Source organism: Capillimicrobium parvum (genome assembly GCF_021172045.1).
GTDB classification, from domain to species: domain Bacteria; phylum Actinomycetota; class Thermoleophilia; order Solirubrobacterales; family Solirubrobacteraceae; genus Capillimicrobium; species Capillimicrobium parvum.
In genome coordinates this window covers 1,859,060-1,882,695 of record NZ_CP087164.1, presented here as the reverse complement: position 1 = coordinate 1,882,695, position 23,636 = coordinate 1,859,060, and the positions used below count along the sequence as shown (strand labels likewise).

Annotated in this window: 28 protein-coding genes; 16 read left to right on the top strand and 12 right to left on the bottom strand. The window is 73.9% G+C overall.

Annotated features, from left to right (window positions below):
- Positions 1 to 4 precede the first annotated feature (4 nt).
- Positions 5 to 835 carry an alpha/beta fold hydrolase gene (locus DSM104329_RS09340; protein WP_259315165.1) on the bottom strand — a complete coding sequence of 277 codons (831 nt, stop codon included), beginning with the start codon at positions 833 to 835 and terminating at the stop codon, positions 5 to 7.
- Complete coding sequence (locus DSM104329_RS09335) at positions 832 to 1,746, bottom strand: hypothetical protein (protein WP_259315164.1); 915 nt, start codon at positions 1,744 to 1,746, stop codon at positions 832 to 834. Before DSM104329_RS09335 ends, DSM104329_RS09340 begins: the two co-directional genes overlap by 4 nt.
- 29 nt (positions 1,747 to 1,775) lie before the next feature.
- Here DSM104329_RS09335 and DSM104329_RS09330 point away from each other — a divergent pair, with 29 nt between their 5' ends.
- Positions 1,776 to 2,555, top strand: coding sequence for an enoyl-CoA hydratase/isomerase family protein (locus DSM104329_RS09330; RefSeq protein ID WP_259315163.1), 780 nt, complete (start codon positions 1,776 to 1,778; stop codon positions 2,553 to 2,555).
- A 6-nt stretch (positions 2,556 to 2,561) separates the two neighbouring features.
- On the opposite strand, the gene DSM104329_RS09325 is transcribed toward DSM104329_RS09330, so the two are convergent.
- Positions 2,562 to 3,485 (bottom strand): hydroxymethylglutaryl-CoA lyase, encoded by a 924-nt coding sequence (locus tag DSM104329_RS09325; protein WP_259315162.1) that lies wholly within the window; start codon positions 3,483 to 3,485, stop codon positions 2,562 to 2,564.
- Between the two features lie 36 nt (positions 3,486 to 3,521).
- Between DSM104329_RS09325 and cofD the strand changes: the two genes are divergently transcribed.
- From cofD to cofE, 3 genes are read left to right on the top strand one after another with little or no spacing between them, the layout of a single operon-like run.
- Positions 3,522 to 4,430: a 2-phospho-L-lactate transferase gene (gene cofD / locus DSM104329_RS09320; RefSeq protein WP_259315161.1), complete on the top strand. Its 909-nt coding sequence runs from the start codon at positions 3,522 to 3,524 to the stop codon at positions 4,428 to 4,430.
- Positions 4,427 to 5,080 carry a 2-phospho-L-lactate guanylyltransferase gene (cofC, locus tag DSM104329_RS09315; RefSeq protein WP_259315160.1) on the top strand — a complete coding sequence of 218 codons (654 nt, stop codon included), beginning with the start codon at positions 4,427 to 4,429 and terminating at the stop codon, positions 5,078 to 5,080. Before cofD ends, cofC begins: the two co-directional genes overlap by 4 nt.
- Entirely contained in the window at positions 5,077 to 5,826 is a 750-nt protein-coding gene (cofE, locus tag DSM104329_RS09310) for a coenzyme F420-0:L-glutamate ligase (RefSeq protein WP_259315159.1), read from the top strand. The genes cofC and cofE overlap by 4 nt, the downstream gene beginning before the upstream one ends.
- A gap of 3 nt (positions 5,827 to 5,829) precedes the next feature.
- On the opposite strand, the gene DSM104329_RS09305 is transcribed toward cofE, so the two are convergent.
- The gene (locus tag DSM104329_RS09305) at positions 5,830 to 7,506 is read right to left on the bottom strand and encodes a DUF7800 domain-containing protein (RefSeq protein ID WP_456064512.1); all 1,677 of its coding nucleotides are present in this window, start codon (positions 7,504 to 7,506) and stop codon (positions 5,830 to 5,832) included.
- Here DSM104329_RS09305 and DSM104329_RS09300 point away from each other — a divergent pair.
- Positions 7,505 to 8,095 carry an LOG family protein gene (locus tag DSM104329_RS09300; RefSeq protein ID WP_259315157.1) on the top strand — a complete coding sequence of 197 codons (591 nt, stop codon included), beginning with the start codon at positions 7,505 to 7,507 and terminating at the stop codon, positions 8,093 to 8,095. The genes DSM104329_RS09305 and DSM104329_RS09300 overlap by 2 nt on opposite strands.
- 13 nt (positions 8,096 to 8,108) lie before the next feature.
- Here DSM104329_RS09300 and DSM104329_RS09295 read toward each other — a convergent pair whose 3' ends face one another.
- Complete coding sequence (locus DSM104329_RS09295) at positions 8,109 to 8,918, bottom strand: MIP/aquaporin family protein (RefSeq protein ID WP_259315156.1); 810 nt, start codon at positions 8,916 to 8,918, stop codon at positions 8,109 to 8,111.
- 22 nt (positions 8,919 to 8,940) lie between these two features.
- Between DSM104329_RS09295 and DSM104329_RS09290 the strand changes: the two genes are divergently transcribed.
- Entirely contained in the window at positions 8,941 to 9,939 is a 999-nt protein-coding gene (locus tag DSM104329_RS09290) for an ABC transporter substrate-binding protein (RefSeq protein WP_259315155.1), read from the top strand.
- A gap of 78 nt (positions 9,940 to 10,017) precedes the next feature.
- Positions 10,018 to 10,371, top strand: coding sequence for a hypothetical protein (locus DSM104329_RS09285; protein WP_259315154.1), 354 nt, complete (start codon positions 10,018 to 10,020; stop codon positions 10,369 to 10,371).
- 105 nt (positions 10,372 to 10,476) lie between these two features.
- On the opposite strand, the gene DSM104329_RS09280 is transcribed toward DSM104329_RS09285, so the two are convergent.
- The 3 genes from DSM104329_RS09280 to DSM104329_RS09270 are packed head-to-tail and all read right to left on the bottom strand — an operon-like array spanning position 10,477 to position 12,897.
- Positions 10,477 to 10,839, bottom strand: a complete 363-nt coding sequence (locus DSM104329_RS09280) for a hypothetical protein (protein ID WP_259315153.1) — start codon at positions 10,837 to 10,839, stop codon at positions 10,477 to 10,479.
- Between the two features lie 28 nt (positions 10,840 to 10,867).
- Positions 10,868 to 12,205 (bottom strand): Nramp family divalent metal transporter, encoded by a 1,338-nt coding sequence (locus tag DSM104329_RS09275; protein ID WP_259315152.1) that lies wholly within the window; start codon positions 12,203 to 12,205, stop codon positions 10,868 to 10,870.
- The gene (locus tag DSM104329_RS09270) at positions 12,202 to 12,897 is read right to left on the bottom strand and encodes a metal-dependent transcriptional regulator (RefSeq protein ID WP_259315151.1); all 696 of its coding nucleotides are present in this window, start codon (positions 12,895 to 12,897) and stop codon (positions 12,202 to 12,204) included. The genes DSM104329_RS09275 and DSM104329_RS09270 overlap by 4 nt, the downstream gene beginning before the upstream one ends.
- Between DSM104329_RS09270 and ygfZ the strand changes: the two genes are divergently transcribed.
- Entirely contained in the window at positions 12,878 to 13,831 is a 954-nt protein-coding gene (ygfZ, locus tag DSM104329_RS09265) for a CAF17-like 4Fe-4S cluster assembly/insertion protein YgfZ (RefSeq protein ID WP_259315150.1), read from the top strand. The genes DSM104329_RS09270 and ygfZ overlap by 20 nt on opposite strands.
- 14 nt (positions 13,832 to 13,845) lie before the next feature.
- On the opposite strand, the gene DSM104329_RS09260 is transcribed toward ygfZ, so the two are convergent.
- Together DSM104329_RS09260 and DSM104329_RS09255 are read right to left on the bottom strand one after the other, a co-directional pair.
- Complete coding sequence (locus DSM104329_RS09260; RefSeq protein WP_259315149.1) at positions 13,846 to 14,538, bottom strand: hypothetical protein; 693 nt, start codon at positions 14,536 to 14,538, stop codon at positions 13,846 to 13,848.
- 80 nt (positions 14,539 to 14,618) lie between these two features.
- Positions 14,619 to 16,343, bottom strand: a complete 1,725-nt coding sequence (locus DSM104329_RS09255; RefSeq protein ID WP_259315148.1) for an exonuclease domain-containing protein — start codon at positions 16,341 to 16,343, stop codon at positions 14,619 to 14,621.
- 116 nt (positions 16,344 to 16,459) lie between these two features.
- Here DSM104329_RS09255 and DSM104329_RS09250 point away from each other — a divergent pair, with 116 nt between their 5' ends.
- From DSM104329_RS09250 to DSM104329_RS09215, 8 genes are all read left to right on the top strand, one after another.
- Complete coding sequence (locus DSM104329_RS09250; RefSeq protein ID WP_259315147.1) at positions 16,460 to 16,627, top strand: hypothetical protein; 168 nt, start codon at positions 16,460 to 16,462, stop codon at positions 16,625 to 16,627.
- Positions 16,628 to 16,681: 54 nt separating this feature from the next.
- A complete protein-coding gene (locus tag DSM104329_RS09245; protein ID WP_259315146.1) occupies positions 16,682 to 17,122 on the top strand; it encodes a hypothetical protein in 441 nt (146 codons plus the stop codon).
- Between the two features lie 39 nt (positions 17,123 to 17,161).
- Positions 17,162 to 17,617, top strand: coding sequence for a MarR family winged helix-turn-helix transcriptional regulator (locus DSM104329_RS09240; RefSeq protein ID WP_259315145.1), 456 nt, complete (start codon positions 17,162 to 17,164; stop codon positions 17,615 to 17,617).
- Complete coding sequence (locus DSM104329_RS09235) at positions 17,614 to 19,152, top strand: MFS transporter (protein WP_259315144.1); 1,539 nt, start codon at positions 17,614 to 17,616, stop codon at positions 19,150 to 19,152. The genes DSM104329_RS09240 and DSM104329_RS09235 overlap by 4 nt, the downstream gene beginning before the upstream one ends.
- Before the next feature lie 138 nt (positions 19,153 to 19,290).
- Positions 19,291 to 20,220, top strand: a complete 930-nt coding sequence (locus DSM104329_RS09230; RefSeq protein ID WP_259315143.1) for a magnesium transporter CorA family protein — start codon at positions 19,291 to 19,293, stop codon at positions 20,218 to 20,220.
- Positions 20,221 to 20,277: 57 nt separating this feature from the next.
- A complete protein-coding gene (ccrA, locus tag DSM104329_RS09225) occupies positions 20,278 to 21,513 on the top strand; it encodes a crotonyl-CoA carboxylase/reductase (RefSeq protein WP_259315142.1) in 1,236 nt (411 codons plus the stop codon).
- On the top strand, positions 21,513 to 21,863 hold the full coding sequence (locus DSM104329_RS09220) for a hypothetical protein (protein WP_259315141.1): 351 nt from the start codon (positions 21,513 to 21,515) through the stop codon (positions 21,861 to 21,863). The genes ccrA and DSM104329_RS09220 overlap by 1 nt, the downstream gene beginning before the upstream one ends.
- A gap of 80 nt (positions 21,864 to 21,943) precedes the next feature.
- Positions 21,944 to 22,510, top strand: a complete 567-nt coding sequence (locus tag DSM104329_RS09215) for a hypothetical protein (RefSeq protein WP_259315140.1) — start codon at positions 21,944 to 21,946, stop codon at positions 22,508 to 22,510.
- Between the two features lie 4 nt (positions 22,511 to 22,514).
- Here the strand turns inward: DSM104329_RS09215 and DSM104329_RS09210 are convergent, their stop codons facing one another.
- Both DSM104329_RS09210 and DSM104329_RS09205 read right to left on the bottom strand, forming a co-directional pair.
- Complete coding sequence (locus tag DSM104329_RS09210; RefSeq protein ID WP_259315139.1) at positions 22,515 to 23,333, bottom strand: SigB/SigF/SigG family RNA polymerase sigma factor; 819 nt, start codon at positions 23,331 to 23,333, stop codon at positions 22,515 to 22,517.
- Between the two features lie 13 nt (positions 23,334 to 23,346).
- The gene (locus tag DSM104329_RS09205; protein WP_259315138.1) at positions 23,347 to 23,634 is read right to left on the bottom strand and encodes an ATP-dependent Clp protease adaptor ClpS; all 288 of its coding nucleotides are present in this window, start codon (positions 23,632 to 23,634) and stop codon (positions 23,347 to 23,349) included.
- Positions 23,635 to 23,636 lie beyond the last annotated feature (2 nt).

Genomic DNA, 23,636 nt, shown 5'->3' with positions numbered 1-23,636 from the left:
ACCACTAGCGCACCGTGGCCAGGAGCTCGCGGGCCCTCCGGCTCACGAGCTCCGGGCACTCGTCCACGACGAAGTGCCCGGCGTCGACGAACTCGACGCTCGGGAAGCCCTCCACCAGCGGCCGCCCGATGGCGCGGTCGCGCACACCGAACAGCAGGTGCCCGGGCACGCGCAGCTCGGGCACCGGCGCGGCGCTGCCCCGGGCGGCCGCCGCGGCCGTCGCCAGGTAGCTGCGGTACAGCCGCTGCGCGGCCCGCGCGCGCGCCGGCGGCCGGAAGGCGGCGGCGAACGTCTCGAGGTCCTCCGCGGTGAAGCCCGTCCCGCGGGTGTCCGCCGTCAGCGCCTTCTTGACCAGGTCGGTGCGCTGCATGAGTTGCGGGCCGAGCGGCGACGCGAGCACGAGCGCATACCACGCGCGCCAGGTCTCGGCGGCCACCCGCGGCGTCACCCGCACCCACGGATGCGGGGCGTTGCACGCCAGCACCGCGGTGATCCGGGCGGGATGGCGGGCGGCGAGCAGGAACGCGGCGTAGCCGCCCCAGTCGTGGCCGACGACGGCGGCGCGCTCGACGCCGAGCGCGTCGAGCAGCGCGATCTGGTCGGTGGCGAACGTCTCCGGGTCCATGCCGTCCTCGGTGACCTCCGTCTCCCCGAACCCGCGCAGGTCGGGCATGAGGACGTGGTGGCGGTCGGCGAGCGACGGCCCGACGCGGCGCCAGAGGTGGCTCGTCTGCGGCCAGCCGTGCAGCAGCACGACGGCGGGCGCGCCCTCCTCGCCGGCCTCGGCGAGATGGACGCGCAGACCGCCCGCGTCGACGAAGCGGTGGCGGATCACCGCAGCGCGCGGGTCGGCGCGGGCGGCGCGTCCGCGTCGGGGGCGGGCGGCGCCGGCGTGGTCGGGCGCAGGCCGGCGGCCACCACGGCGCCCCCGAGGACGACGAGCAGCAGCGGCCACCACAGCAGCGAGCCGTCGGTCGCGGCGCTCGACACGAAGCTCACCAACACGAGCGCACCGATCCAGCCGGGGCCCGGCTCGCGGTCGACGGCGGCGTAGGCGACGAGCCCGAGGCCGACGATGAGCAGGACGATCTCCCAGCCCGTGCCGATGCCGCCGGTGCCCGCACCCTCGACGACCAGGCCGAGCATCGACACGGCGGCGATCGCGATCCCGGCCAGCCCCGCGACGTCGATCAGCGCGACCGCGTGGCGGCGATGGCCGTCGCGCAGGCGCACGGCGCCGAGGCCAAGCAGGACGATCGCGCCGAGCAGGAGCCAGCGGTACGCCGTCTCGCCGCGCGGCTCGAAGACCCAGCCCCAGAAGGCGAGGGCCGCGCCGACCGCGCTGGCCGCCGCCAGCATCGTGCACACGGCCGAGCCCCTGCCCTGCGCGAGAACCGCGTAGCCCGCGGCGAGCGCGCCGAGCACCCAGAAGATCGTGCCCGCGGAGCCGGCGCTGCCGCCGAGCGCGTCCGCCAGCTCGGCGAGGGCGGCCGCCGCGAGCGGGAACGCGGCGACCAGCAGGACCGACACGTACGTCCGGGGCGCAGGGCCCTCGACCGGCGCGCGCCAGGCGAGCGCGAGCAGGACCGCGGCGGCGGCGGCGACCACCGCGCACCGCACGCCCGCCGCCCAGGCGTCCTGCATGCGCGTGTCGACGAGCAGGGCGCCGACGGCCAGCACGACGGCGCCCGCGGCGATCAGGTCTCCGCGGAAGGGCAGGGGGCGCAGGAGCTCCCGGGCGACCATGGCCCGGGAGGGTAACTACTGTCCGCGCCATGTCCACCGTCATCACCGAGGACCACGGCGCCGTCCGCCACGTCGTCATGAACCGGCCCGAGAAGCGCAACGCGATGAACGATGCGCTGATCGGCGACCTGCATGCCGCGCTGAGCGCCGCCGCGGCCGACGACGGCGTCCGCGTCGTCGTCGTGCGCGGCGCCGGTCCGATGTTCTCGTCGGGGATGGACCACGGCTCGCTCGGCGCGCTCGCGGCGGCGCCCGAGCGCCTGCGCGAGCTGCGCAGCGCGATCCTCGCGACCTGGGACCTCTGCGAGGAGATGACGAAGCCGACGATCGCCCAGATCCACGGCGGCTGCCTCGGCGGCGCGATGGAGCTCGCGCTGGCCTGCGATCTGCGGGTGATGGCGCACGACGCGGTCATCGGGCTCGTGGAGACGCGCGTCGGCCTGGTGCCGGACGTCGGAGGCTCGTCGCGCCTGCCCGCGGTCGTCGGGCTGGGCCGAGCCAAGGAGATGATCATGGCCTCCAAGCTCGTCGACGGCACGGAGGCCGAGCGCATCGGGCTCGTCAACCGCGTCGCCGCCGGCGACGAGCTCGACGCGGCCACCGCGCAGCTGTGCGACGAGCTGCTCGCGTGCGCGCCGCTGGCCGTGGGGCTCGCCAAGCGCATCCTCGACGGGGCGGCCAAGCCGGCGCTCGCGCTGACGCTCGAGCAGGAGGTCTCCGCGCAGGCCCAGTGCGCGCGCAGCGCCGACTTCGCCGAGGCCACGCGCGCGTTCGCCGAGAAGCGCCCGCCCGCGTTCACCGGGCGCTGAGCCGGCTCAGGCCGCGGCGTTCCAGTCGACGGGCCCGGCCACGAGCGTGTGGCTGCCGAGCGGACGGCCGAGGATGCGCTGCGCCTCGCGCGAGGCCTCGAGGAGGCGGCCGAGGTCGATCCCGGTCTCGATGCCCATCTCGTGCAGCATCGAGACGAGGTCCTCGGTGGCGATGTTGCCGGTCGCGCCGGCGGGCACCGGGCAGCCGCCGAGCTCGCCGAAGCTCGACTCGAACGACGCGCAGCCGCCCTCGAGCGCGGCCAGCACGTTCGCCAGCCCCTGTCCGCGCGTGTTGTGGAAGTGCGCGGTCAGCTCGACGCCCGGCACCTCGGCGGTCGCGGCGGTGAAGAACTCGCGCACCTGCAGCGGGTTGGCCATGCCGGTCGTGTCGCCGAAGCCGACCTCCTGCGCGCCGGCGGCGACCAGGCGGCGCGCGATCTCGAAGACGCGCGCGGGCGCCACGTGGCCCTCGTAGGGGCAGCCGAAGCTCGTCGCGACGACCGCCTCGGTGCGCAGCCCCGCCTCGCGGGCGCGGGGCAGGACTCGCTCGAGCCCCGCGATCGACTCCTCGACGGAACGGTTGACGTTCTTGCGGTTGTGCGTCTCGGACGCGCTCAGGAACACGCTGATCTCGTCGATGCGCTCGCGATGCCCGAGCGCGCCGTCGAGCCCGCGCTCGTTGGGCACCAGCACCGACACGGACACCTCGTCCGGGATGTCGGCCGTCTCCAGCACGTCGGCGGCGTCGGCCAGCTGCGGGATGACGTCGGCGCGGACGAAGCTCGTGACCTCCATGCGCCTCACACCGGTCCGCGCGAGCAGCTCGACGAGCCGGACCTTGTCCGGGGTCGCGATGATGTCGGGCTCGTTCTGGAAGCCGTCGCGCGGGCCGACTTCGCGTACGTGGACCGAGGCGGGCAGGCGGCTCATGGGCCACCGGACTGTACCCCCATATCCTGCCCGGCCATGAAGACCGTCCTCCTGGCGGGCGGCACCGGCGGAGCCAAGCTCGCGCGGGGCCTGCTGGACATCGCCGGCGATGCGCTGACCGTGATCGCCAACACGGCCGACGACATCGAGATCTACCGGGCGCACGTGTCCCCGGACCCGGACCTCGTCACGTTCTGGCTGGCCGACCGCATCGACGGCCGCGGCTGGGGGCTCGACGGCGACACGTTCACGGTCATGGACGCGCTGCGCGAGGCCGGCGAGGAGATCTGGTTCAACCTCGGCGACCGCGACCTCGCGCTCTGCCTGCGGCGGGCGCAGCGCCTGGCCGACGGGGCGACGCTGACCGAGGTTCTGGCCGAGCACGCCGCCGCGTTCGGCGTCAGCGCCCGCGTCCTGCCGATGTGCGACGGCCCGGTCCGCACCCACGTCATGGCGGGCGGCGAGTGGTGGCGGCTGCAGGAGTTCCTCGTGCGCCGGCGCGCGCAGGGCCCGGTCGACGGCGTCGCGCTCGAGGGCGCCGAGGCGGCGCGGCCGACCGCGGCGGTCCTCGAGGCGATCGCCGAGGCCGACGCGATCGTCATCGGGCCGTCGAACCCGATCATCTCGATCGGGCCGATCCTGGCGCTGGGCGGGATCCACGACGCGCTGCGCACGGCGGCCGCGCCCGTCGTCGCGGTCAGCCCGTTCGTGGGCGGGCGCGTCCTCAAGGGCCCGACGGCGTCGTTCCTGCGCTGGGCCGGGCGCGACGCGACGCCCGCGGGCGTGGCCGAGCACTACGCCGGCGTGGCCGACGGCTTCGTCAGCGACGAGCAGATCGCCGGCGCCGCGATGGCGCAGCTGGTGACCGACGTGACGCTGGGCGACGCGGCCGCGCGGGCGCGGGTCGCCTCCGAGGTGCTCGACTTCGCGCGGTCGCTGCGGTGACCGGGCGGGCGGACGGGCCGACGCTGGCGATCCTGCCGGTCAAGGGCTTCGGGCGCGCGAAGTCGCGGCTGCGCGAGGCGGTGCCCGACGGGCCGCGGGCCGGTCTCGCCGAGGCGATGGTCAGCGACGTGCTGCGCGCGCTCGGGGCGGTCTCGGGCCTGGCCGGCGTGATCGTCGTGACCGGGGAGCCGTTGGCGGCGGGGCTCGCGCGCCTGGCGGGCGCCGAGGTCGTCCACGACGCCGCCGAGGCCGGCCAGAGCGCGGCGGCGCAGCTCGGCATCGCGCGGGCGATCGAGCGCGGGGCCGAGCGTGTCCTGCTCGTCCCCGGCGACTGCCCCGCGCTCGATCCCGGCGAGGTCGGCGACCTGCTCGCGGCGACCGCGGCCGTGGTGGTCGTGCCCGACCGCCACGGGACCGGCACGAACGCGCTGCTCCTGCGCCCGCCCCGGGCGATCGCGCCGTCGTTCGGGCCGGGCAGCCGGGCCCGGCACGAGGCGGCCGCCGCGGCGGCAGGCGTCGCCTGGCAGGTGTGCGAGCTGCCCTCGCTCGGGCTGGACGCCGACACGCCCGACGACCTCGCGGCGCTGCGCGCGAGCGGACGGCTCGGTGAGAGCACCGAGGCCACGCTCGGCCGGCTGGGGGTCCCGTGAGCGCGCTGCGGGTCGAGGCCGTGGCGGGCCTGCCCGAGGTGCGCCCCGGCGACGACCTGGCCGGACTGCTGCTCGACGCCGGGCTGCGCGCGGGCGACCGCGACGTGCTCTGCGTGGCGCACAAGGTCGTGTCGAAGGCCGAGGGCCGCGTGGTGGACCTCGCCGCCGTGACCGCGGGCGACCGGGCGCGCGCCATCGCGGCGGCCCACGGCAAGGACCCGCGCCAGGTGCAGGTCGTGCTCGACGAGGCGGCGTCGATCGTGCGCGAGCGTCCCGGCGTCCTCATCTGCCGCACGCGTCACGGCTTCGTCTGCGCCAACGCCGGCGTCGACGCCTCCAACGCGGGCGGCCCGACCCGCCTCGTCCTGCTGCCGCTGGATCCCGACGCCTCGGCCCGGCGCCTGCGCGCCGGCCTGCGCGAGCGGACGGGATCGGCCCCCGCGGTCGTCATCACCGACTCGTTCGGCCGGGCGTGGCGGCGCGGCCAGTGCGAGACGGCGATCGGCGTGGCGGGGCTGACGCTCGTCGACGATTGGCTCGGCCGCGTCGACGCCGACGGCCGCGAGCTGCAGGCGACCGCGATCGCGATCGCCGACGAGGCGGCCGCCGCCGCGGACCTCGTGCGGGCCAAGGACTCGCGCGAGCCCGCCGTCGTCGTCCGCGGGCTCGAGCGCCACGTGACCGCCGGGGACGGCCCCGGGGCCGTCGCCCTGGTCAGGGCGGCCGAGGAGGACCTGTTCGCGTAGCTCTCAGGCGAGCGCGTGCTCGAACACGCACTCCAGGCCGGCCTGGCCGGGCCTCGTGCGCTCCAGCCGGAAGTGGGCCTGGCGGCCCTCGAAGCGCAGCGTGGCGACCTGGTTGTCGAACCACGGCGCGTCGTGGACCGGCGACCAGGCGAACGGGGCGGCCTCGACCCCCGCGCTGCGTGACAGCGCCCGCCCGAGCCACTGCGCGGGCCGCGACCACCCGAACCGGATCATCCGGCGCTCGCGCTCGTCGAGCGGGTTGCGAAACGGCGAGCAGACCGCCTGGTAGACGCGCGACGTCGCGCCGTCGCCCACGTGGAGCTCGCTCAGGTAGGCGTGGTGGACGTCCCCCGACAGCGCGACGATCGTCGCGGGCGCGGCGCCGCGCCGCCCCCACGCGACGTCGTCGGCGAGCCGGCACATCCGCCGGAACGAGCTCTGGAACGCCGCCCAGTGCTCGAGGTCGAGCGCCTGGCGGATCTTCTCCCCGACCCGCGCCGCGCGGCGTCCCCACGCCCCGTCGCACACCGCCTCGTTCCACGCCTCCAGCTCGTGCATGCCCGAGGCCAGCAGCCACGGCAGCGAGGTGCCGAGCACCAGGTGGTCGCACCCGCCGGTGGCGGTCTCCTCGATCCAGCGCCACTCGTCCTCGTCGACCATCGACCGCCGACCCGGATCGAGGACCCGGCCCGCCCGCGAGTCGATCATCACGAGCCGGACCCGCCCGAAGTCGCGCCGGAAGCTCCAGCGCGCCCCGTCGGACTCCCGGTCGGCCCGGCGGGCGAACTCGCGCAGGATCGTGCCGCCGTCGTCCGCGGCGCACACCGCGTCGTACACCTCGTCGGCGCCGAGATCCTCCGGCGCCAGGTTGCCGAGGTGCTGATAGCACCAGTACGACATGACCGCACCCTCGATGCGCGGGCCCCACCACGGCTTGGCCCGCATGGTCTCGACCCAGGGGCGCGAGGTGTTCCAGTCGTCGTGGACGTCATGGTCGTCCCAGACCATCGCGCTCGGCACGGTCGACAGCAGCCAGCGCATCGTCGGCTCGCCCCACGACTCGCGGTAGAGGTACGTGTACTCCTCGAAGTCGGCGACCTCCTCGCCGGGCGGCTGATCGGAATCGCGCCGACGGCGGATGAGCGCCCGCGCCTGCGGCGAGACCTCGTCGGCGTACACCTGGTCGCCCAGCAGCACGAGCGCGTGGGGCCACTCCGCGGGGGGCAGGTCGACCATGCGCAGGGCGAGCGCCCGCAGCGCGTCGACCTCGCGCCCGCTCGCGTCGTCGTCCTTGCGCAGCGAGAACGGCTCGACGTGCGGCACGCACACCCGGCACGAGCCGAACGCCAGCTCGAGCGGGTCGTCCTCCGCGGGCGTGCGGATGACGCTCGGCGGAAACCGGCTCTCACCGGCGGGCCAGCGCCGCTCGCCGTCGAGCGCGACCTCGTAGGGCGTCGTCGTCCCGGGCTCCAGCCCGGTGAGGCAGACGATCGCGAAGTGGTGGCCCTCGACCGTGAAGGTCCGGGCCTCATGGCCCAGCACCTCGACCTCGCATGCCGTGTCGGTCTCGACCCACACGGTGGCCTCGGTCGGCCCGACGTGGCGCAGCATGGGGCCGAGCGTCAGCTCAGCCAAGCGATCTGTGGCCTCCCACGAGCCCAAGCCTACCCTCCTCCCCATGACCCACCTGCGCAGCGTCTGCGTCTACGCCGGCTCGAGCGTCGGCGCGCGGCCCGCGTACGCCGAGGCCGCCGCGCTGCTCGGCCGCACCCTGGCCGAGCGGGGCGTCCGGATCGTCTACGGCGGCGGGGCGGTCGGGCTCATGGGAATCCTGGCCGACGCCGCGATCGAGGCCGGCGGGGTGGTCGTCGGGGTGATCCCGCAGGCGCTGCAGGATCGCGAGATCGGCCACGAGGGCCTCACCGAGCTGCGGATCGTCGGCTCCATGCACGAGCGCAAGCTGACGATGGCCGAGCTCGCGGATGCCTTCATCGCGCTGCCCGGCGGCATCGGCACGGTCGAGGAGCTCGTCGAGGCGATGACGTGGACACAGCTCGGCATCCACGACAAGCCGTGTGCGCTGCTCGAGGTCGAGGGCTACTACGCGCCGTTCATCGCCTTCGTCGACCACGCAGTCGCCGAGGGCTTCGTGCCTCAGAGCAACCGTGGGCTCCTGCTGTCGTCGGGCGACGTCGCCGCGCTTCTCGACGATCTCGAGGGCTGGTCGATGCCGCCGCGGCGGCGGTGGGTCGTCGCCGACGAGGCCTGACGCGGTGAGGCGCTCAGCTCAACTTGTCGATGGGGCGCTCGCCGGGACCTTCCTCGGCGGCGGCGAGGCTGTCCGGGAGCTGCCCGGGCGGGACGTCGGTGTCGACGAGGCGCCCGCCCCAGCGCTTCTCCTGCTCGTCGAGCACGAGCTTCGTGTAGCCGATGCCCGCGAGCACCCCGCCGACGAGCGGCGCGAGGACGTAGACGAGCAGCCAGGTGCCGGCGGGGCCCCACGAGCCGGACACGAGCGCCGGTCCGAAGGCGCGCGCCGGGTTCAGCGCGGACCCGGTGAGCGCGCCGAAGCCCAACACGCCGAGACCGAGCGTGAGGCCGATGATCAGGCCCGCCCAGCCCTTCGGGGCGCGGACGTTGACCGCCATCGCCATGATCGCCCACAGCAGGACGAACACTCCGATCATCTCCGCGAGGAAGCCGCCGCCCTTGCCGTTGGCGATGGGCGAGAGCGCGGGTGCACCGTAGTTCGCGGCCTTGCCGAAGTTGCCGATGAGCAGCTTGCAGACGAGCGCCGCGCAGACCGCGGCCGCGAACTGCAGGACGATGTAGACCGCGGCGTTGGGCGGCGAGATCTTGCGCAGCACCATCAGCGTCGTCGTGACGGCGGGATTGAAGTGCCCGCCGGAGGTCTCGCCCAGCGCGTAGATGGCCATGGCGAGGACGATGGCATGGGTGAGCGCGATCACCAGGAGCGCCGGCACGGTCAACCCGGTGGGGGCCGTGACCGATACGGCCATGCAGATGAACAGGACCAGGAAGAAGGTCCCGACGAACTCCGCGATGAACGCTGAAACGCCCCGCTGTTCCATACCCCCGCCCCCCGATCGGCTGATGCGACGCCTCGTACTGGTGTGGGTTCTGCTTTCGCTGAGCGCGGCCGCGCTCCTGCTCTCCGGCTGCGGCACGCGGGAGGCGGACCGCCCCAACGCCGACGCCACCCTGCTGCTCGACTTCACGCCCAACGGCGTGCACGCGGGCATCTACTCGGCGGTCGCGCGCGGCTACGACACGGCGGAAGGGGTCCACCTGCGCGTGCGCCAGCCGTCGTCGTCCAGCGACGCGGTCAAGCTGCTGCTCGGCGGCCGCACGGACTTCGCCGTCCTCGACATCCATGACCTGGCCATCGCGCGCGAGCAGGGTCGCGACGTCGTCGGCGTCATGAGCATCGCCCAGCGCCCGCTGGCCGCGGTGCTCGCCCAGCCCGGCACGCGCAGCCCCCGCGACCTGCAGGGCCACCGGGTCGGCGTGACCGGCCTGCCATCGGACGAGGCGGTGCTGCGGTCGATCGTCAAGGGCGCGGGCGGCGAGCCCGAGCAGGTGAGGACGACGACGATCGGCTTCAACGCCGTGCCCGCCCTGCTCGGGGGCAAGGTCGCCGGCGCGACCGCGTTCTGGGACGTCGAGGGCGTGGCGCTCCAGCGCCGGCGCCCCGGCTTCCGTCAGTTCCGCGTCGACGAGTTCGGCGCCCCCTCCTACCCGGAGCTGGTGCTGTGCGTGACGCACGAGACGCTGCGCGACAAGCCCGCGCTCGTGCGCGCGACCGTCGCCGCGCTGCAGCGCGGCTACCGGTTCACGCTCGAGGACCCGGAATCGAGCGCGGCCGATCTGCTGTCGCAGGTCCCGGCCGCGTCGCGCGACGAGATCATGGCCCAGCTCGACGTGCTCGACAGCGTCTTCACCGGGCCGACCGGCGTGCCGGGCGCGCTCGACCCCGGGGTGCTGCGCGACTGGGCCCGGTGGGAGGCGCGGTTCGGGATCACGCGCCGGCCGCCCGACGTGGCCGAGGCGTTCGACACGCGCTACGCGAACGCGTCCCTGCGAGGCTCCTGAGAACCGCGGCGCCGCGCTTACGGCCACCGGACAGGCCGCTCGTCATGGTGGTCGGCGTCCGCGACGAAGGGAGAACGAATGAGCGAACACCAGCCACCGCACAGGCGCCTGGTGGCCATCGGCGCCGCCGCGGTCGTCGCCCTCGCCATCGCCGTGCCGGCCGTCGCCGCCACGGGCGGCAGCGGCAACGACGGCGGCGCGGCCCAGGGCGCGACCACGACGGCCCCCGCGCCGAGCGCGACGACTCCGCAGGCCCCGCAGAACGGGGACCGCGGCGGACCGGGCAGCGCGCCCGGTGCCGGGCCGCGCGATGGCCGGGACTGCCCGAAGCACCTTGATGGCGCGGCCGGCGGCGGGCAGGGCCAGAGCGACGGGACCGCCGGCGACGGCGGGTCCGGTCAGAGCAGCGCGCAGACCGCGCCGCTCACCTGAGCGGGACGCGATCCGGAGGGCGGCGAGCCGGGCGACCGGGTCGCCGCCCTCGCGACGCGCCGGGCGGCCGGGTCGGGCGCCGCGCGATGCTCGCGCGGACGGGCGCTACTGCGCGCGCATCTGGCGGAAGGCCTGGCGCGCGGACTCCGGCCGGCCCCACATCTGCACGACCTCGGCGCGGCCGACGCGCAGGTCGCGCAGGACCAGCTCGCCGTCGATGCCGGCCTCGTCGATGAGGCGCAGCGTGCCGTGCACGACCGGCGCCGCGGCCGCGTGGCCGAAGCGGTGCGCGACGAGGATGCGCCAGTGCCACTCGTCGTAGGACAGCGGCTGGGCGTTGACCTGGACGAGGTACAGCGCGGCGTCGATGTAGCGCTCGACGTCGCGGATGCGCAGCTCGAGCTCGAGGTCGGACCAGTCGTCGGGCAGCGAGTCGACGAGAGCCTGGAAGTCGTCGGCGAGGGCCATGGCGTTGGAGGGTACCCGGCGCTCCGGCTCAGCCGAGGAACGTGTCGACGAGCAGGAAGCAGTTCAGCGCGATGATCATCAGCGCGACGACGGCGGCGAGGATCGTGGTCGAGCGCCGGTTGACGAGCGCGCCCATCACCTCGCGGTTGCGGGTGAGCAGGACCAGCGGCACGAGCGCGAACGGGATGCCGAAGCTCAGCACCACCTGGCTGAGCACGAGCGAGTCGGTCGGATCGGCCCCGATCGCCAGGACGACGAGCGCGGGCGCCATGGTGATCGCCCGCCGCAGGGCGAGCGGGATCGTGCGCCCGATGAAGCCCTGCATCACGACCTGCCCGGCGTAGGTGCCGACGCTCGACGACGCGAATCCGGAGGCGAGCAGGGCGAGCGCGAACGCGAGCGCGGCCGGCGCGCCCGCGAGGGCGCCGAACGCGGTATGGGCGCCCTCGATCGTGTCGATGCCGGTCAGGCCGTTGGAGTGGAACAGCGACGCAGCGACGAGGAGCATCGACATGTTCACGATGCCGGCGAGCCCGAGGGCGATGAGCACGTCGACGCGGCCGTAGCGGACGATCCGCCGGCGCTCGCCCTCGTCGCGGGCGATGATCCGGCGCTGGGTCAGCGCGCTGTGCAGGTAGATCACGTGCGGCATCACCGTGGCGCCGAGGATCCCGGTGGCCAGCAGGATCGAGTCAGTGCCCTCGAAGTTCGGCACGAAGCCCTTGGCCGCCTCGCCCGCGTCGAAGCCGATGCGCAGCGTGTCGTACAGGAACCCGAGGAGGATCACGCCGAGCATCCCGACGATGACGAGTTCGAAGCGGCGGTGGCCGCGCGACTGCAGGGCGAGGATGCCGAAGGCGACGACCGCGGTGATGAGGCCGGCGGGCAGCAGCGGGACGCCGAAGAGCAGGTTCAGCGCGATGGCGGCGCCGATGAACTCGGCGAGGTCGGTCGCCATCGCGATCAGCTCGGCCTGGATCCACAGGCCGATGGTCACGGGCCGCGGGAAGCGCTCGCGGCACAGCTCGGGGAGGTTCTTGCCGGTCGCGGTGCCGACCTTCGCCGACAGCGACTGGATGAGCATCGCCATCAGGTTCGCGGCGAGGATCACCCACAGCAGCAGGTAGCCGAACTTCGCGCCGCCGGCGATGTTCGTGGCGAAGTTGCCCGGGTCGACGTACGCGACCGCGGCGACGAACGCCGGGCCGAGCATCGGCAGCATGCCCCGCACGCGACCGCGGGCCCGCAGCGCCTCGAGCTCGCTCGGCCCCTCCGCCACCGCGCGCAGCGCGGCCGGAGCGGAAAGCTCGGCCTCCGCCGGCGCCGCATCGGTCGCGAGGACCCCGGCTGCCGGCGGCTCGTTCATCGCTCCTCGACGTCCACCCGCATCGCGCGCGCCAGCGCTCCGCCGAGCACGTGGACCTCGGCGGCCTCGCCGAAGCGCGCGAACACGGGACCGTCGAACGGCTGCTTGTCGACGACCGCGAACGCCGCTCCCGGCCGGATGCCGCGATCGGCGAGGTAGCGCAGCATCGACGGGTCGGAGTCCGAGACGCGGACGAAGATGCCCTCGGCGCCGGGCTCGAGCTCCTGCAGCGTCGGGTGCGCGACGTCGTCGATGACGAGCTCGCGGGTGGGGATCGGGTCGCCGTGCGGGTCGTGCGTGGGGTCGCCCAGCTTGGTCGCGATGAGCTCCTCGAGCTCCTCGGAGAGCACGTGCTCGAGCACCTCGGCCTCGTCGTGCACGCGGTCCCACGGCACCCCGAGCTTCTCCGCGAGGTAGAGCTCGAGCAGGCGGTGGTGGCGGATGACCTCCAGCGCCACCTTCGCCCCCTCCGGCGTCAGCTGGACCCCGCGGTACGGGACGTGGCGCACGAGCCCGAGGCCGTCGAGCTTCTTGACCATGTTCGAGGCGGAGGCGGCCGTCACGCCGAGCCGCTCGGCCAGCGCGTTCGTCGTCACCGCGCCGCCCTCGGAGCGCCGCTCCAGGGCGTAGATCGCCTTGGCGTAGTCTTCGACGGCGGACGTGACGCTCTCCATGACCACGAGTTTAGCCATGACTGAAAACGAAGTTGCCGCGATCCGGGACGGGTGCGGCCTGGTGGATCGCTCCGAACGCGGGAAGCTCGCGCTGACCGGCGCCCAGGCCAAGGAGTTCCTGGCCGGCCAGGTGACCAACGACGTGGAGGGGCTCGAGCCGGGGACCGGCTGCTATGCCGCCTTCCTCACCCACAAGGGCAAGATGCAGGGCGACCTGCGCGTGCTCGACCTCGGCGACGAGCTGTGGCTCGACACCGAGCGCGGCGCGCTGCAGGCGCTGTTCGACATGATCCGGCGCTTCAAGATCGGCTTCGACGTCGAGCTGCACAAGCGGACGCTCGAGTGCGGGCTCCTGTCGCTGATCGGGCCGGGCGCCCGCGCCGTCGCCGCGGCGCAGGAGCTGCCGGTGGCCGAGCACAGCTCGATGCGCGCGCGGCGCGGCGGCGCCGACGTCGTGATCGTCGCGACGTTCGCCGGCGTCGACCTCATCTGCGCCGCCCAGGACGTCGAGGCGGTGCGGGCCTGGCTCGCCGAGCAGGGCGCCGTGCCGATCTCCGAGGCCGCCGCCGACGTCGTCCGCGTCGAGGCGGGACGGCCGCGCTTCGGCATCGACATCGACGACACGACGATCCCGCAGGAGGCCGGCCTCAACGAGCGCGCGGTCAGCTTCACGAAGGGCTGCTACGTCGGCCAGGAGACGGTCGCGCGCCTGTTCTACAAGGGCAAGCCGAACCGGCACCTGCGCGGCCTGCGCCTCGAGGGTCCCGCCGCGACCGGCGACGTGCTGCGCGCCGGCGAGCGCGAGGTGGGCCGGGTCGGCACGGTCGTCGAGTCGCCGCAGCTCGGGCCGATCGCGCTGGCGATGGTGCGGCGCGAGGCCGAGCCGGGCGCCGAGGTCGAGGTCGGCGACGGCGCGCGGGCGACCGTCGTCGAGCTGCCGTTCCGCGGCTGAGCGGTCGCGGGCCCTCAGGTGGCCCAGATCATCACGAAGACGAAGATCCCAAGCCAGACGGCGATGTTGACGATCCAGAAGGCGGTGACGCCGTCCAGGCGCGGCTCGGGGATCTGCGCCGGGCGGCGGTCGACCGTCCGGCGGGCGTGGCCGAGACGCCGGTCGCGCCGGCCCGAGCGGCGATCGGCGGGACCGGCGCGACGCTCGACGGGCGCCGCGCGCAGGTCGGGGCCGCCGCGGCGGCGGTCGGCCGGCCCGCCTCGGCGGTCGCGCACGCCGCGCCGGCGATCGGGCCCGCCGGCGCGGCGGTCAGGGTCGACCGCCGGGTCGTAGGGCCGCGGCACGATCGGCGGTGCGGCGCTGGGCGCCGGCGCGACGGCCGGCGCGACGACCGGCGCGACGGGCAGGCGCGGCCGCGGCCCCAGCGACGCGGCCGGCGGCGCGACGACGATGAGCGACGTCAGCGGCGGAGGCTCGGCAGGCCGCTCCCGCTTGACCGTGCGCAGCGGCGGGCGGTCGCCCATGCCGCGCTCGACCGCCTCGATGAGCATCCCGAGGTGGTTGTGCATCGCGCGCAGGCGCGCCGCGTACGCGTGAACTGGCTCCTCGGGCTGCGGCATGAACACGCGGGCGTGCTCGTGGATCCGCCTGGGTGCGAGCACCGGCGAACGGGCGGCGCTGCTCTGATCCGACAGCGGCGACTCCAAGACGTGACCCTCCAAGCGGCAAGCCGATCACATCTCGGCCGGGGGCAAAATCGGCTATCCGTCCAGCCGGCGGGCGCCCCTCAGGCCGCGAACGCCGCCAGCCGACCCGAATCCGGTACCGGGTCCAGCGTCAGCTGCGGCGGCGCGTTCGTCGCCACCCACCCCGCGACGATCCGCGCCTCGTCGACCTCGCCGGCGGGCAGATGCCCGGTCGGTCGCCGCGGGTCCCAGTGCCGCAGCGCCGCCGCGGTGCGCTCGGCGAGGTCGTCCGGACCGCTCGGGCACCAGTCGACGACCCGCCCGCCCACGAGCCAGAACAGGTCTCCGCGTCCCTCGTCGCGCGGGTGCGGAGCGCGGACGAGCTTCGGCCGGGCGTGCGTCGCCCCGAGCACGCCGTCGAGGCGCGACAGCAGCTGCTCCAGCCGCGCGCGCCGGCGCCGCAGCCACGCCGCGCGCTCGTAGCGCTGCGCGCCGGCCGCCGCGCGGGTCTCGGCGTCGATGTGCGCGAGCAGCGCCGCGCCCCCGTCGCCCTGCCCGGTGAACAGCGCAAGCGCCTCGTCGAGACGGCGGCGGTAGAGGTTCGGGTCGAGGTCGCCGAGGCAGGGCGACAGGCAGCGGCCCATCTGGCCGTACGCCGACGGCCACTGGCGGCGCGGCAGCTTGCGCCCGCAGTGGCGCAGGCCGAAGAGCGAGTTGAGCTGCTCGACGAGCTCGGCGGCGACCGCCCGCCCGCGCAGCGGCCCGACGCTGACGGCATGCCCGCTCGCGGGCGCGGGCGCCACCTCGAGCACGGGGAACGCGATGTCGAGGCGGCAGCGCAGGTACACGAAGCGGTCCTGGTGCTTGAGGCGCACGTTGCCGGGCGGGGCGAGCCGCTTGATGAGCCGGTTCTCGAGCACCAGCGCGCCCAGCTCGGACGCCGCCTGCTGGTAGTCGACGCTCGCCGCCTGCGCCGTCCAGGCCGACGGGTCGCTCGAGGCGGCGAAGTGCGACCGCACGCGCGTGCGCAGGGCGATCGACTTGCCGACGTACAGCGGCTGGCCGCCGGCGTTGCGGAAGATGTAGACGCCGGGCTCGTCGGGGAGCTCGCGCGCGCCGGCGAGGCTGTCGAGCGCCGTCTCGCGGCCCGCCGGCTCCTCCATGAGCTCGGACCGCGCGCCGGCGCGGCGGCGGCGCGCGCCGTGGCGGCCGCCGTCGGTGGCGGCGGCCCGGCTCCGGGCTGCCCGCGCCGGCTTGAGCAGCGCCAGCGCATCGCCGACCGTGGGCGCGTGCGCAGCCAGCCGCGGAAGCAGCGCGCAGAACACGCGGCCGCAGGTCTCGGCGTCGGCGAGCGCGCGGTGGCGGTCGGTGACCTCGATGCCGAGCGACTCGGCGAGCGGCACCAGCCGCCGCTGGCGCGCCAGCGGCGCGAAGCGCCGGGCGAGCGCGACCGTGCAGATCGCGGGCGGGTCGGGCCAGACGAGCCCGCGGCGCTCGCAGGCCTGGCGCAGCACCCGCCGGTCGAAGGCGGCGTTGTGCGCGACGAGCACGCGGCCCTCGAGCGCAGCGACGAGGTCGGCGAGGACGATCTCGGCCTCGGGCGCCTCGTCCACCATGGCCTGGGTGATGCCGGTGAGCCGCTGGACCCCGCGCGAGAGCGGCGCGCGGACGGCGCACAGCGAGGCGAAGCGGTCGTGGAGCTCGCCGCCGCCGACGAGCACGGCGCCCACCTCGGTGACCTCGCACCCGTCGCCGCCGAGGCCGTTCGTCTCGGTGTCGACCGCCAGGAACTCGACGGTGCGCAGCGGCTGGGCGAGAAGGTCCACGCCGGTGTCCTACGGCATGGCCCCGACGGAGCGCACGCGAGATTGCGCATCGCGCGACCGGGTGGAGGGGTAGCATCGCGGCTACTGGAGCCGAACACGTCCGGAGGGAGGACCCGGTGCCCGCATTCGCCGCAGACCAAGAGCTCGACCGCCTGGCGGCCGAGCGCGAGGCGTGGGACGCCTACCTCGCCACGCTGCTCGGGCTCGAGGGCCCGGAGTACGAGAGCGCCGAGGTGCAGGCCTGGGAGCGCCTGCAGGACCGGCTCGCAGAGACGTCGCGCTGACGCGGGCGTTCATTTGGACTAGGGTTCCGGCTCGGACCTGGAGGGTCAGAGGGGATGCTTCGCCTGTCACGAATCCACGTTGCGCTGGGTGCGACGGCCATCGCGGCGCCCCTCCTCGCGGGCTGCGGGAACGACAGAACCCACGCCAACGAGGAACGCCCTCCGTCCCCGATCGTCGTCACCGCGTCGATCTCGAAGCACAAGGTCTCGGTCTCCCCGACGACCTTCGGCGCCGGCCCGATCCGCCTGGTGATCACCAACCAGACGGATCGCTCGCAGCAGATCACGCTCGAGAGCGCCGATGACCCCGGCTCCGGCAACGCCGGCATCCGCCAGGAGACGGGGCCGATCAACCCGCGCGACACCGCATCGCTGGCGGCGAACGTCACCCAGGGCCCCTACCGCGTGCACGTGAAGGGCAACGACATCTCCGCCGCCAGGCTCGACGTCGGCGAGGAGCGCGCATCCGCCCAGCAGGACCTCCTGCTGCCGTAGTCCCTTGACATCAGATGCTTGCGTGCAATACTTGCGTCCGTGCAAGCAAGCACTGAGACCCCGCATCGAGTCGCCGAGCAGCTCGTCGCGCTCTGGCACCACTGCCTGAGCGACGCGACGCGCCTGTACTCGCTGCTCGCCGAGCTCGACATCGGCCTCACCGACATGAAGCTCATGCACCACCTGTCGCACTCGCGCACCGAGCCCACCGTCAAGGAGCTCGCCGACAGCATGCGGCTCTCCCTGCCCGGGGCGAGCCGCGCCGCCGACGCGCTCCTGCGCCGCGGATGGGTCGAGCGCCGCGAGGACGAGCAGGACCGTCGCATGAAGCGCCTGCGGATCACGGATGACGGACGCGACGTCCTGCGTCGCGTCGAAGAGGCGCGCCTGGCCGGCCTCGAGAGCCTCATCGCCACCCTCCCGGCGGAGGATCTCGACCGCCTCGGCGCCGCCATCGGACCGATCCTGCGAGAGCTGGAAGGACGTACCCCGTGAGGCTGCCGATCACCGACGACAACCGCCGCTGGTGGACCCTCGCCGCGATGTGCTTCGCGCTGTTCATGGTGATGCTCGACAACACCGTGGTCAACGTGGCGCTGCCGGCGATCCAGCGCGACCTGCATATGTCCATCTCCGGCCTGGAGTGGACGATCAACGCCTACACGCTCGTGCTCGCCGTCCTGCTCGTGACCGGCGGGCGCCTCGGCGACCTGTTCGGGCGCAAGCGGATGTTCCTGTTCGGCGTCGTCGTGTTCGCGCTCGCCAGCGCGATGATCGGCTTCGCCCAGAGCGAGGCGTGGCTCGTCGGCTTCCGCGCGGTCCAGGGCATCGGCGCCGCGTTCATGATGCCGGGCACCCTCTCGATCATCACCCACTCGTTCCCGGCCGAGGAGCGCGGCAAGGCGATCGGCACGTGGGCCGGCGTGAGCGCGCTCGCGCTGGCGATCGGGCCCGTCCTCGGCGGCTTCCTCGTCGAGCACGTCTCCTGGCAGTCGATCTTCTTCATCAACCTGCCCGTCGCCGCGTTCGCCATCGTGCTGACGCTCATCGCCGCGAACGAGTCGCGCGACGAGGGCGTGGCTCGCACGATCGACGTCCCCGGCGTCGCGGCCATCACGATCGGCCTCGGCGCGCTCGTCTTCGCGCTCGTCGAGGGCAACCAGTGGGGCTGGGGCTCGGCCCGCATCCTGGCGCTCTTCGCCACCGCGGTGATCGGCCTCGTCGGCTTCGTCATCATCGAGCGCCGGTCCCGCGCGCCGATGGTCGACTTCACGTTCTTCCGCTCGCGCGAGTTCTTCGGCGCCAACGCGGTCGCGTTCATCGTGACGTTCGGCATGTTCGCGATGTTCTTCTTCCTCGCGCTCTACATGCAGAACGTGCGCGACTACACCGCGCTCCAGGCGGGCGTGCGGTTCCTGCCGACGACCCTGCTGATCATCGTCACGGCGCCGCTGGCCGGGCGCCTGAGCGACCGCATCGGCTCGAAGCTGCCGATGGTCGCCGGCCTGCTCATCGTCAGCGGCTCGCTGTTCTGGCAGAGCTTCCTGACGACCTCGAGCGGCTACGGGTTCCTCGTCGTCCCGTTCATGATGATGGGCGTCGGCATGGGCCTCGTCATGTCGCCGATGAGCACGGCCGCGATGAACGCGGTGCCCGTGACGAAGGCCGGCGTCGCCTCCGGCATCCTGTCCATGACCCGCATGGTCGGCGGCACGTTCGGGGTCGCCGCGCTCGGCGCGCTGATCACCGCGCTGGGCCGCGACCGGCTCGGCCACCTCCTCCCCCAGGCCGGCTCCGGCCAGCTCGACAAGCTCGCCGACGCGCTCGGCGCCGGCGCCGCACCGGCCGGCGCCCCGTCGTCGGCGATGGACGACGCGTTCGTCCATGCCCTCCAGGGCGGCATGCGCCTCGGCGCGGCCGTCGTCCTGGTGGGTGCGTTCGTGGCCGCGGCGACGATCTCCTCCCGTCGCCGCGTGCCCGCGAACGCCGGCCAGGGCGTGGACGCCGCGCAGACCGAGCTCGCCGCGTAGGCGGGCCCGGACGGGGCGGCCGCGTAGGCGGACCCGGAGGGCGGCCGCGTAGGCGGGCCCGGACGGGGCGGCCGCGTAGGCGGGCCCGGACCGGGGCGGCCGCGGAGCCGTCCACCGCCGGGGGTAGCTTCGCGGATCGTGCACGCCCTGGGCGCCGACGACGCGGACGCCATCGCAGCCGCCCACGCCGCGGGCGAGTTCGTCTGGGCCGACCTGCTCGACCCCACCCCCGAGCAGCTCGCCCGGATCGGCGACGTCTTCGACCTGCACCCGCTCGCGATCGAGGACGCCACCGAGTTCGACCAGCTGCCGAAGATCGACCACTACCGCGACTGGCTGCTGCTCGTCTTCTACGGGGTCGCCGAGGACGACAGCGAGCCGGTCGACCTCATCGAGACGCACCTGTTCGTCGCGCACGACTGGCTCGTCACCGTACGCCGCGAGCCCTGCATGTCCCTCGAGACCCTGGTCCACCGCGACGACCCGGGCGACGAGCGCTGGATCGTCTACCGCGTCATCGACGCGCTGACCGACTCGTTCTTCAGCGTCCTGCACACGCTCGACGACCGCATCGAGGCGCTCGAGAACGAGATCCTCACCGGGAACGTGCAGCGGGTGCGCGAGCACGTGATCACGCTGCGGCGCTCCGTCGGGCGGCTCACCCGCGTCCTGATCGCCCAGCGCGACATCCTCGACGGCTCGGCCAAGGACCTCGCCGCGCTGGCCGGCCTGGAGGACGAGTCGACCGCCTACTTCCGCGACGTCCAGGACCACCTGCGCCGCCTCGCGCTCCGCGCCGACGGCCAGCGCGAGCGGCTGACCGCCGCGATCCACCTCGCCGACAGCGCCGCGAACACCCGCATGACGCGGGCCAGCGAGCGGCTCGCGCTCATCGCCACGGTCTTCCTGCCGCTGACCGCCGTGGCGAGCTTCTTCGGCATGAACTTCTCGTGGATGGTCGACCACATCGACACGCTCGGGTGGTTCCTCGCGCTCGGGATCGCGCTGCCCGTCGCCACGCTCGTCGGGCTGTTCGCGTTCGTCCTCAAGCGCGGCTACCTCGACTGAGCGACCGCCGCCGGACTCCCCTAGAGTCCTGGCCCTATGGCCGTGGATCTATCGCAAGTGAGCAGCATCGCTGCCGAGCCGGGTGAGCTCCCCGCGACGATGGCCGCCTGGGTCATCCGCGAGGAGCGCCAGGGCGAGCCCGTCGACGCCTTCCAGATCGAGGAGATCGAGGTACCGGAGCCCGGAGCCTTCGAGGTCGTCGTTCGCGTCATGGCCGCCGGCGTGAACTTCAACAACGTCTGGGCGGCGCTCGGCCAGCCGGTATCGGTCTTCGGCTACGGCGACCACCCGCAGTACGGCCACCACATCGGCGGCTCGGACGCCTCCGGCATCGTCTGGAAGGTCGGCGACGGCGTCACGCGGTGGAAGCCGGGCGACGAGGTCGTCATCCACTGCAACCAGGCCTCCTACGAGGACCCGGAGGTCCACGGGCTCGACCCGCTCGCCGCCCCGAGCCAGCGGATCTGGGGCTACGAGACGACGTGGGGCTCGTTCGCCCAGTTCACGAAGGTCCAGGCCCAGCAGCTCCTGCCCCGCCCCCGGAACCTGACGTGGGAGGAGGCGGCGTCCTACGGGCTGACGTACTTCACCGCCTACCGCATGCTCATCGACCAGGTGAAGCTGCAGGCGGGCCACCGCGTCCTGATCTGGGGCGCCGCGGGCGGGCTCGGCGTCTTCGCCACCCAGCTCTGCAAGGCGTCCGGCGCCGAGTGCGTCGGCGTCGTCTCGTCCGACGAGAAGGGCGAGCTGATCAAGCGCCTCGGGGCGACGGACTACATCAACCGCAACGAGTTCGCGGGGATGATGCGCAAGGGCGGCGAGACGCCCGATGAGGAGAAGGCGCGCTTCAAGGTGTCGCGCGCGTTCTCCAAGCGCGTCGGGGATCTGCTCGGCGAGCCGCCCGACATCGTGTTCGAGCACGTCGGCAAGGCGACGTTCCCCACGTCGGTGCTGACCGTCAAGCCGTTCGGCAAGGTCGTGATCTGCGGCGCGACGTCGGGCTACCAACTCGACTTCGACGTGCGCTACCTGTGGATGCGCCAGAAGCAGATCATCGGCTCGCACTTCGCCAACGCGTGGGAGTGCAAGAAGGCCAACGAGCTCATCGAGCAGTCGAAGATACGCCCGGTGCTCTGGCAGACGATGGGCTTCGACAAGGTGGCGGAGGCGCACCAGTTGATGCATGAGAACAAGCACCTCGGGAAGATCTCGATCCTCGTCGGCGCCGCCGAGGAGGGTCTGGGCCAGACCGAGGAGGGTCCCGGAGCGATCCGGGCGGAGGTCGGAAGCTGATGGCGGGCATCGTTCACATCCCCTGGTACGCGACGGGCATGCGGTCCGACCGGCTCTCGGACGCGCTGGCGCGGATCGCGCCGGTGTCGATGCGCTACGGGGCGACCGACTACCGCGTCTACCGCAGCCGCGACGACCGGTACAAGTTCCTGCAGACGGCGACGTTCGAGACGAAGCTCGAGTGGGAGCGCTACTGGGAGGGCGAGGAGTTCATCGCCTTCCGTGTCAACCACCAGGGTTGGTACCAGGTACCGGTCCTGTACTCGTGGCAGGACCTCGTGGTGTCGGGCGGGCTGCAGCCGGAGCCGATCACCGCCGGAGTCGAGGTCGGCGACGCGCAGGCGCAGTAGCGCCTGCGCCAGGTCCCGGTTTCACGCGATAGTCACCCTTTTGGGGCATGGTCGCGAATGAGACGGGTATGCCCCGAGCCATGCATCCCGCCGCCCATCACGCCCTTCGAGAGCTGTCGGCGGCCGGCCGGCACCTGACCGAGCACTGGAGCGTGCTCGCCGGGCGCCTCGCCGGCCCCGAATCGGTCGTCCTGCGCGCCGGTGCCGACAGCGCGGCGGGCATGCTCACCGAGCTCTACCCGATGGGCGCGGCGCGCGACGTGCCGCTCGAACCGGCCGCGGACGCGCTCGGCGCGGCGCTCGGCGGCGTCCGCGGCCGCCTGGCCGACCGCTTCCTGGAGCGCAACCAGGCCCTGCGCGCGGCCGTGCTCGACGTCCAGCACGTCACGACCCTGCTCGCCTACGTCGAGGCACTCGTGCGCAACGACGGCGACGACGAGCTCGCGGACGCCTGTGCCGGCTGGCAGGAGCGCCTGTGGGCCCACGAGAACGCCGCCCGCGGACTGGCGATCGCCGCGGCCGAGGACCCCGACCAGGCGATCGCGCCGGCCGACGGCTCGCCGGTCGGGCGCGCCGCGCACCGGGTCGCCAGCGTCGCCGGCGCGGCGGGGGAGTGGGTCGACCGCCAGACCGGCTCGGCGACCTGAGCCGCTAGGCGGCCGGGCGGCGCGTCGGCTTCGTCGCCTCGATGTCCATCCGCAGCCGCGCGAGCGACTGGCGGATGAGCCGCGACACCTGCATCTGCGAGACCCCGATCAGGCTGGAGATCTCCGTCTGCGTCATGTCCTCCTCGAAGCGCAGCCGCAGGATCTCGCGGTCGCGGTCCGACAGTGACTCGAGCGCGTCGTCGAGCATCACGCGGATCTCCGCGCGGCCCAGCTCGGGGTCGGCGCCGCCCAGCGACTCGGCCAGGGTCGAGTCCTCGCCCGCGGGCTCGTCGAACGAGCGCGTGCGGTGCGCCTGGGCCGACTGGATGGCGCTCAGCGTGTCCTCCATCGACGCGTCGACCGCCGCGGCGATCTCCTCGACGGTCGGCGAGCGGCCGAGCTGGTTGGTGAGCTCGTCGCGCGCCTTGGCCACCTTGAGCTGCAGCTCCTGCGTGCCGCGCGGGACGTGCAGGGCCCAGGTGCGGTCCCGGAAGTGGCGCTTGATCTCGCCGAGGACGGTCGGCGTCGCGTAGGAGGAGAAGCGGACCTCGCGCGTCGTGTCGAAGCCGTCGATCGCCTTCATGATCCCGATGCAGGCGACCTGGACGAGGTCGTCGAGCGGCTCGCCGCGGCCGGCGTAGCGGCCCGCGAGCGCGCGCGCGAGCGGCAGCATCTCCTCGGCGAGCTGGTCGCGCGCCGCGGAGTCGCCGTGCTTGTGGTAGCGCTCGAGCAGCGTGCGTTCGCGCGCGGCGCGCTGCGCCGCCGTGGTGGACCCCCCATCGGCCATGCCCGACATGTTGCCCGACCGGGGCGTCCCGTGCACGCTGGTTTGGCGCCTACGCCTGCTCGAGCGGGGCCATGGTCAGCCCGGCGGCGTTGAGCTGGTCCCAGTAGTGCTCGGCCAGCTCCTTGTGACCGGTGAAGACGATGGCCTGGCCCGTGCTGTGGATGCGATCGGCGATCGCCAGGCCCTGCTGCAGGCTGACCCCCGGGATGGTGCGCGAGAGGGTGCGCGCGACGTGCTCGAACGTGTTGTGGTCGTCGTTGCGGACGATGACCCGCCAGGCTCCGCCGAGCCCGCTGTCCGGGCCGCCGAGCCGCGGGCGCTCGATGGTCTGCGGCATCG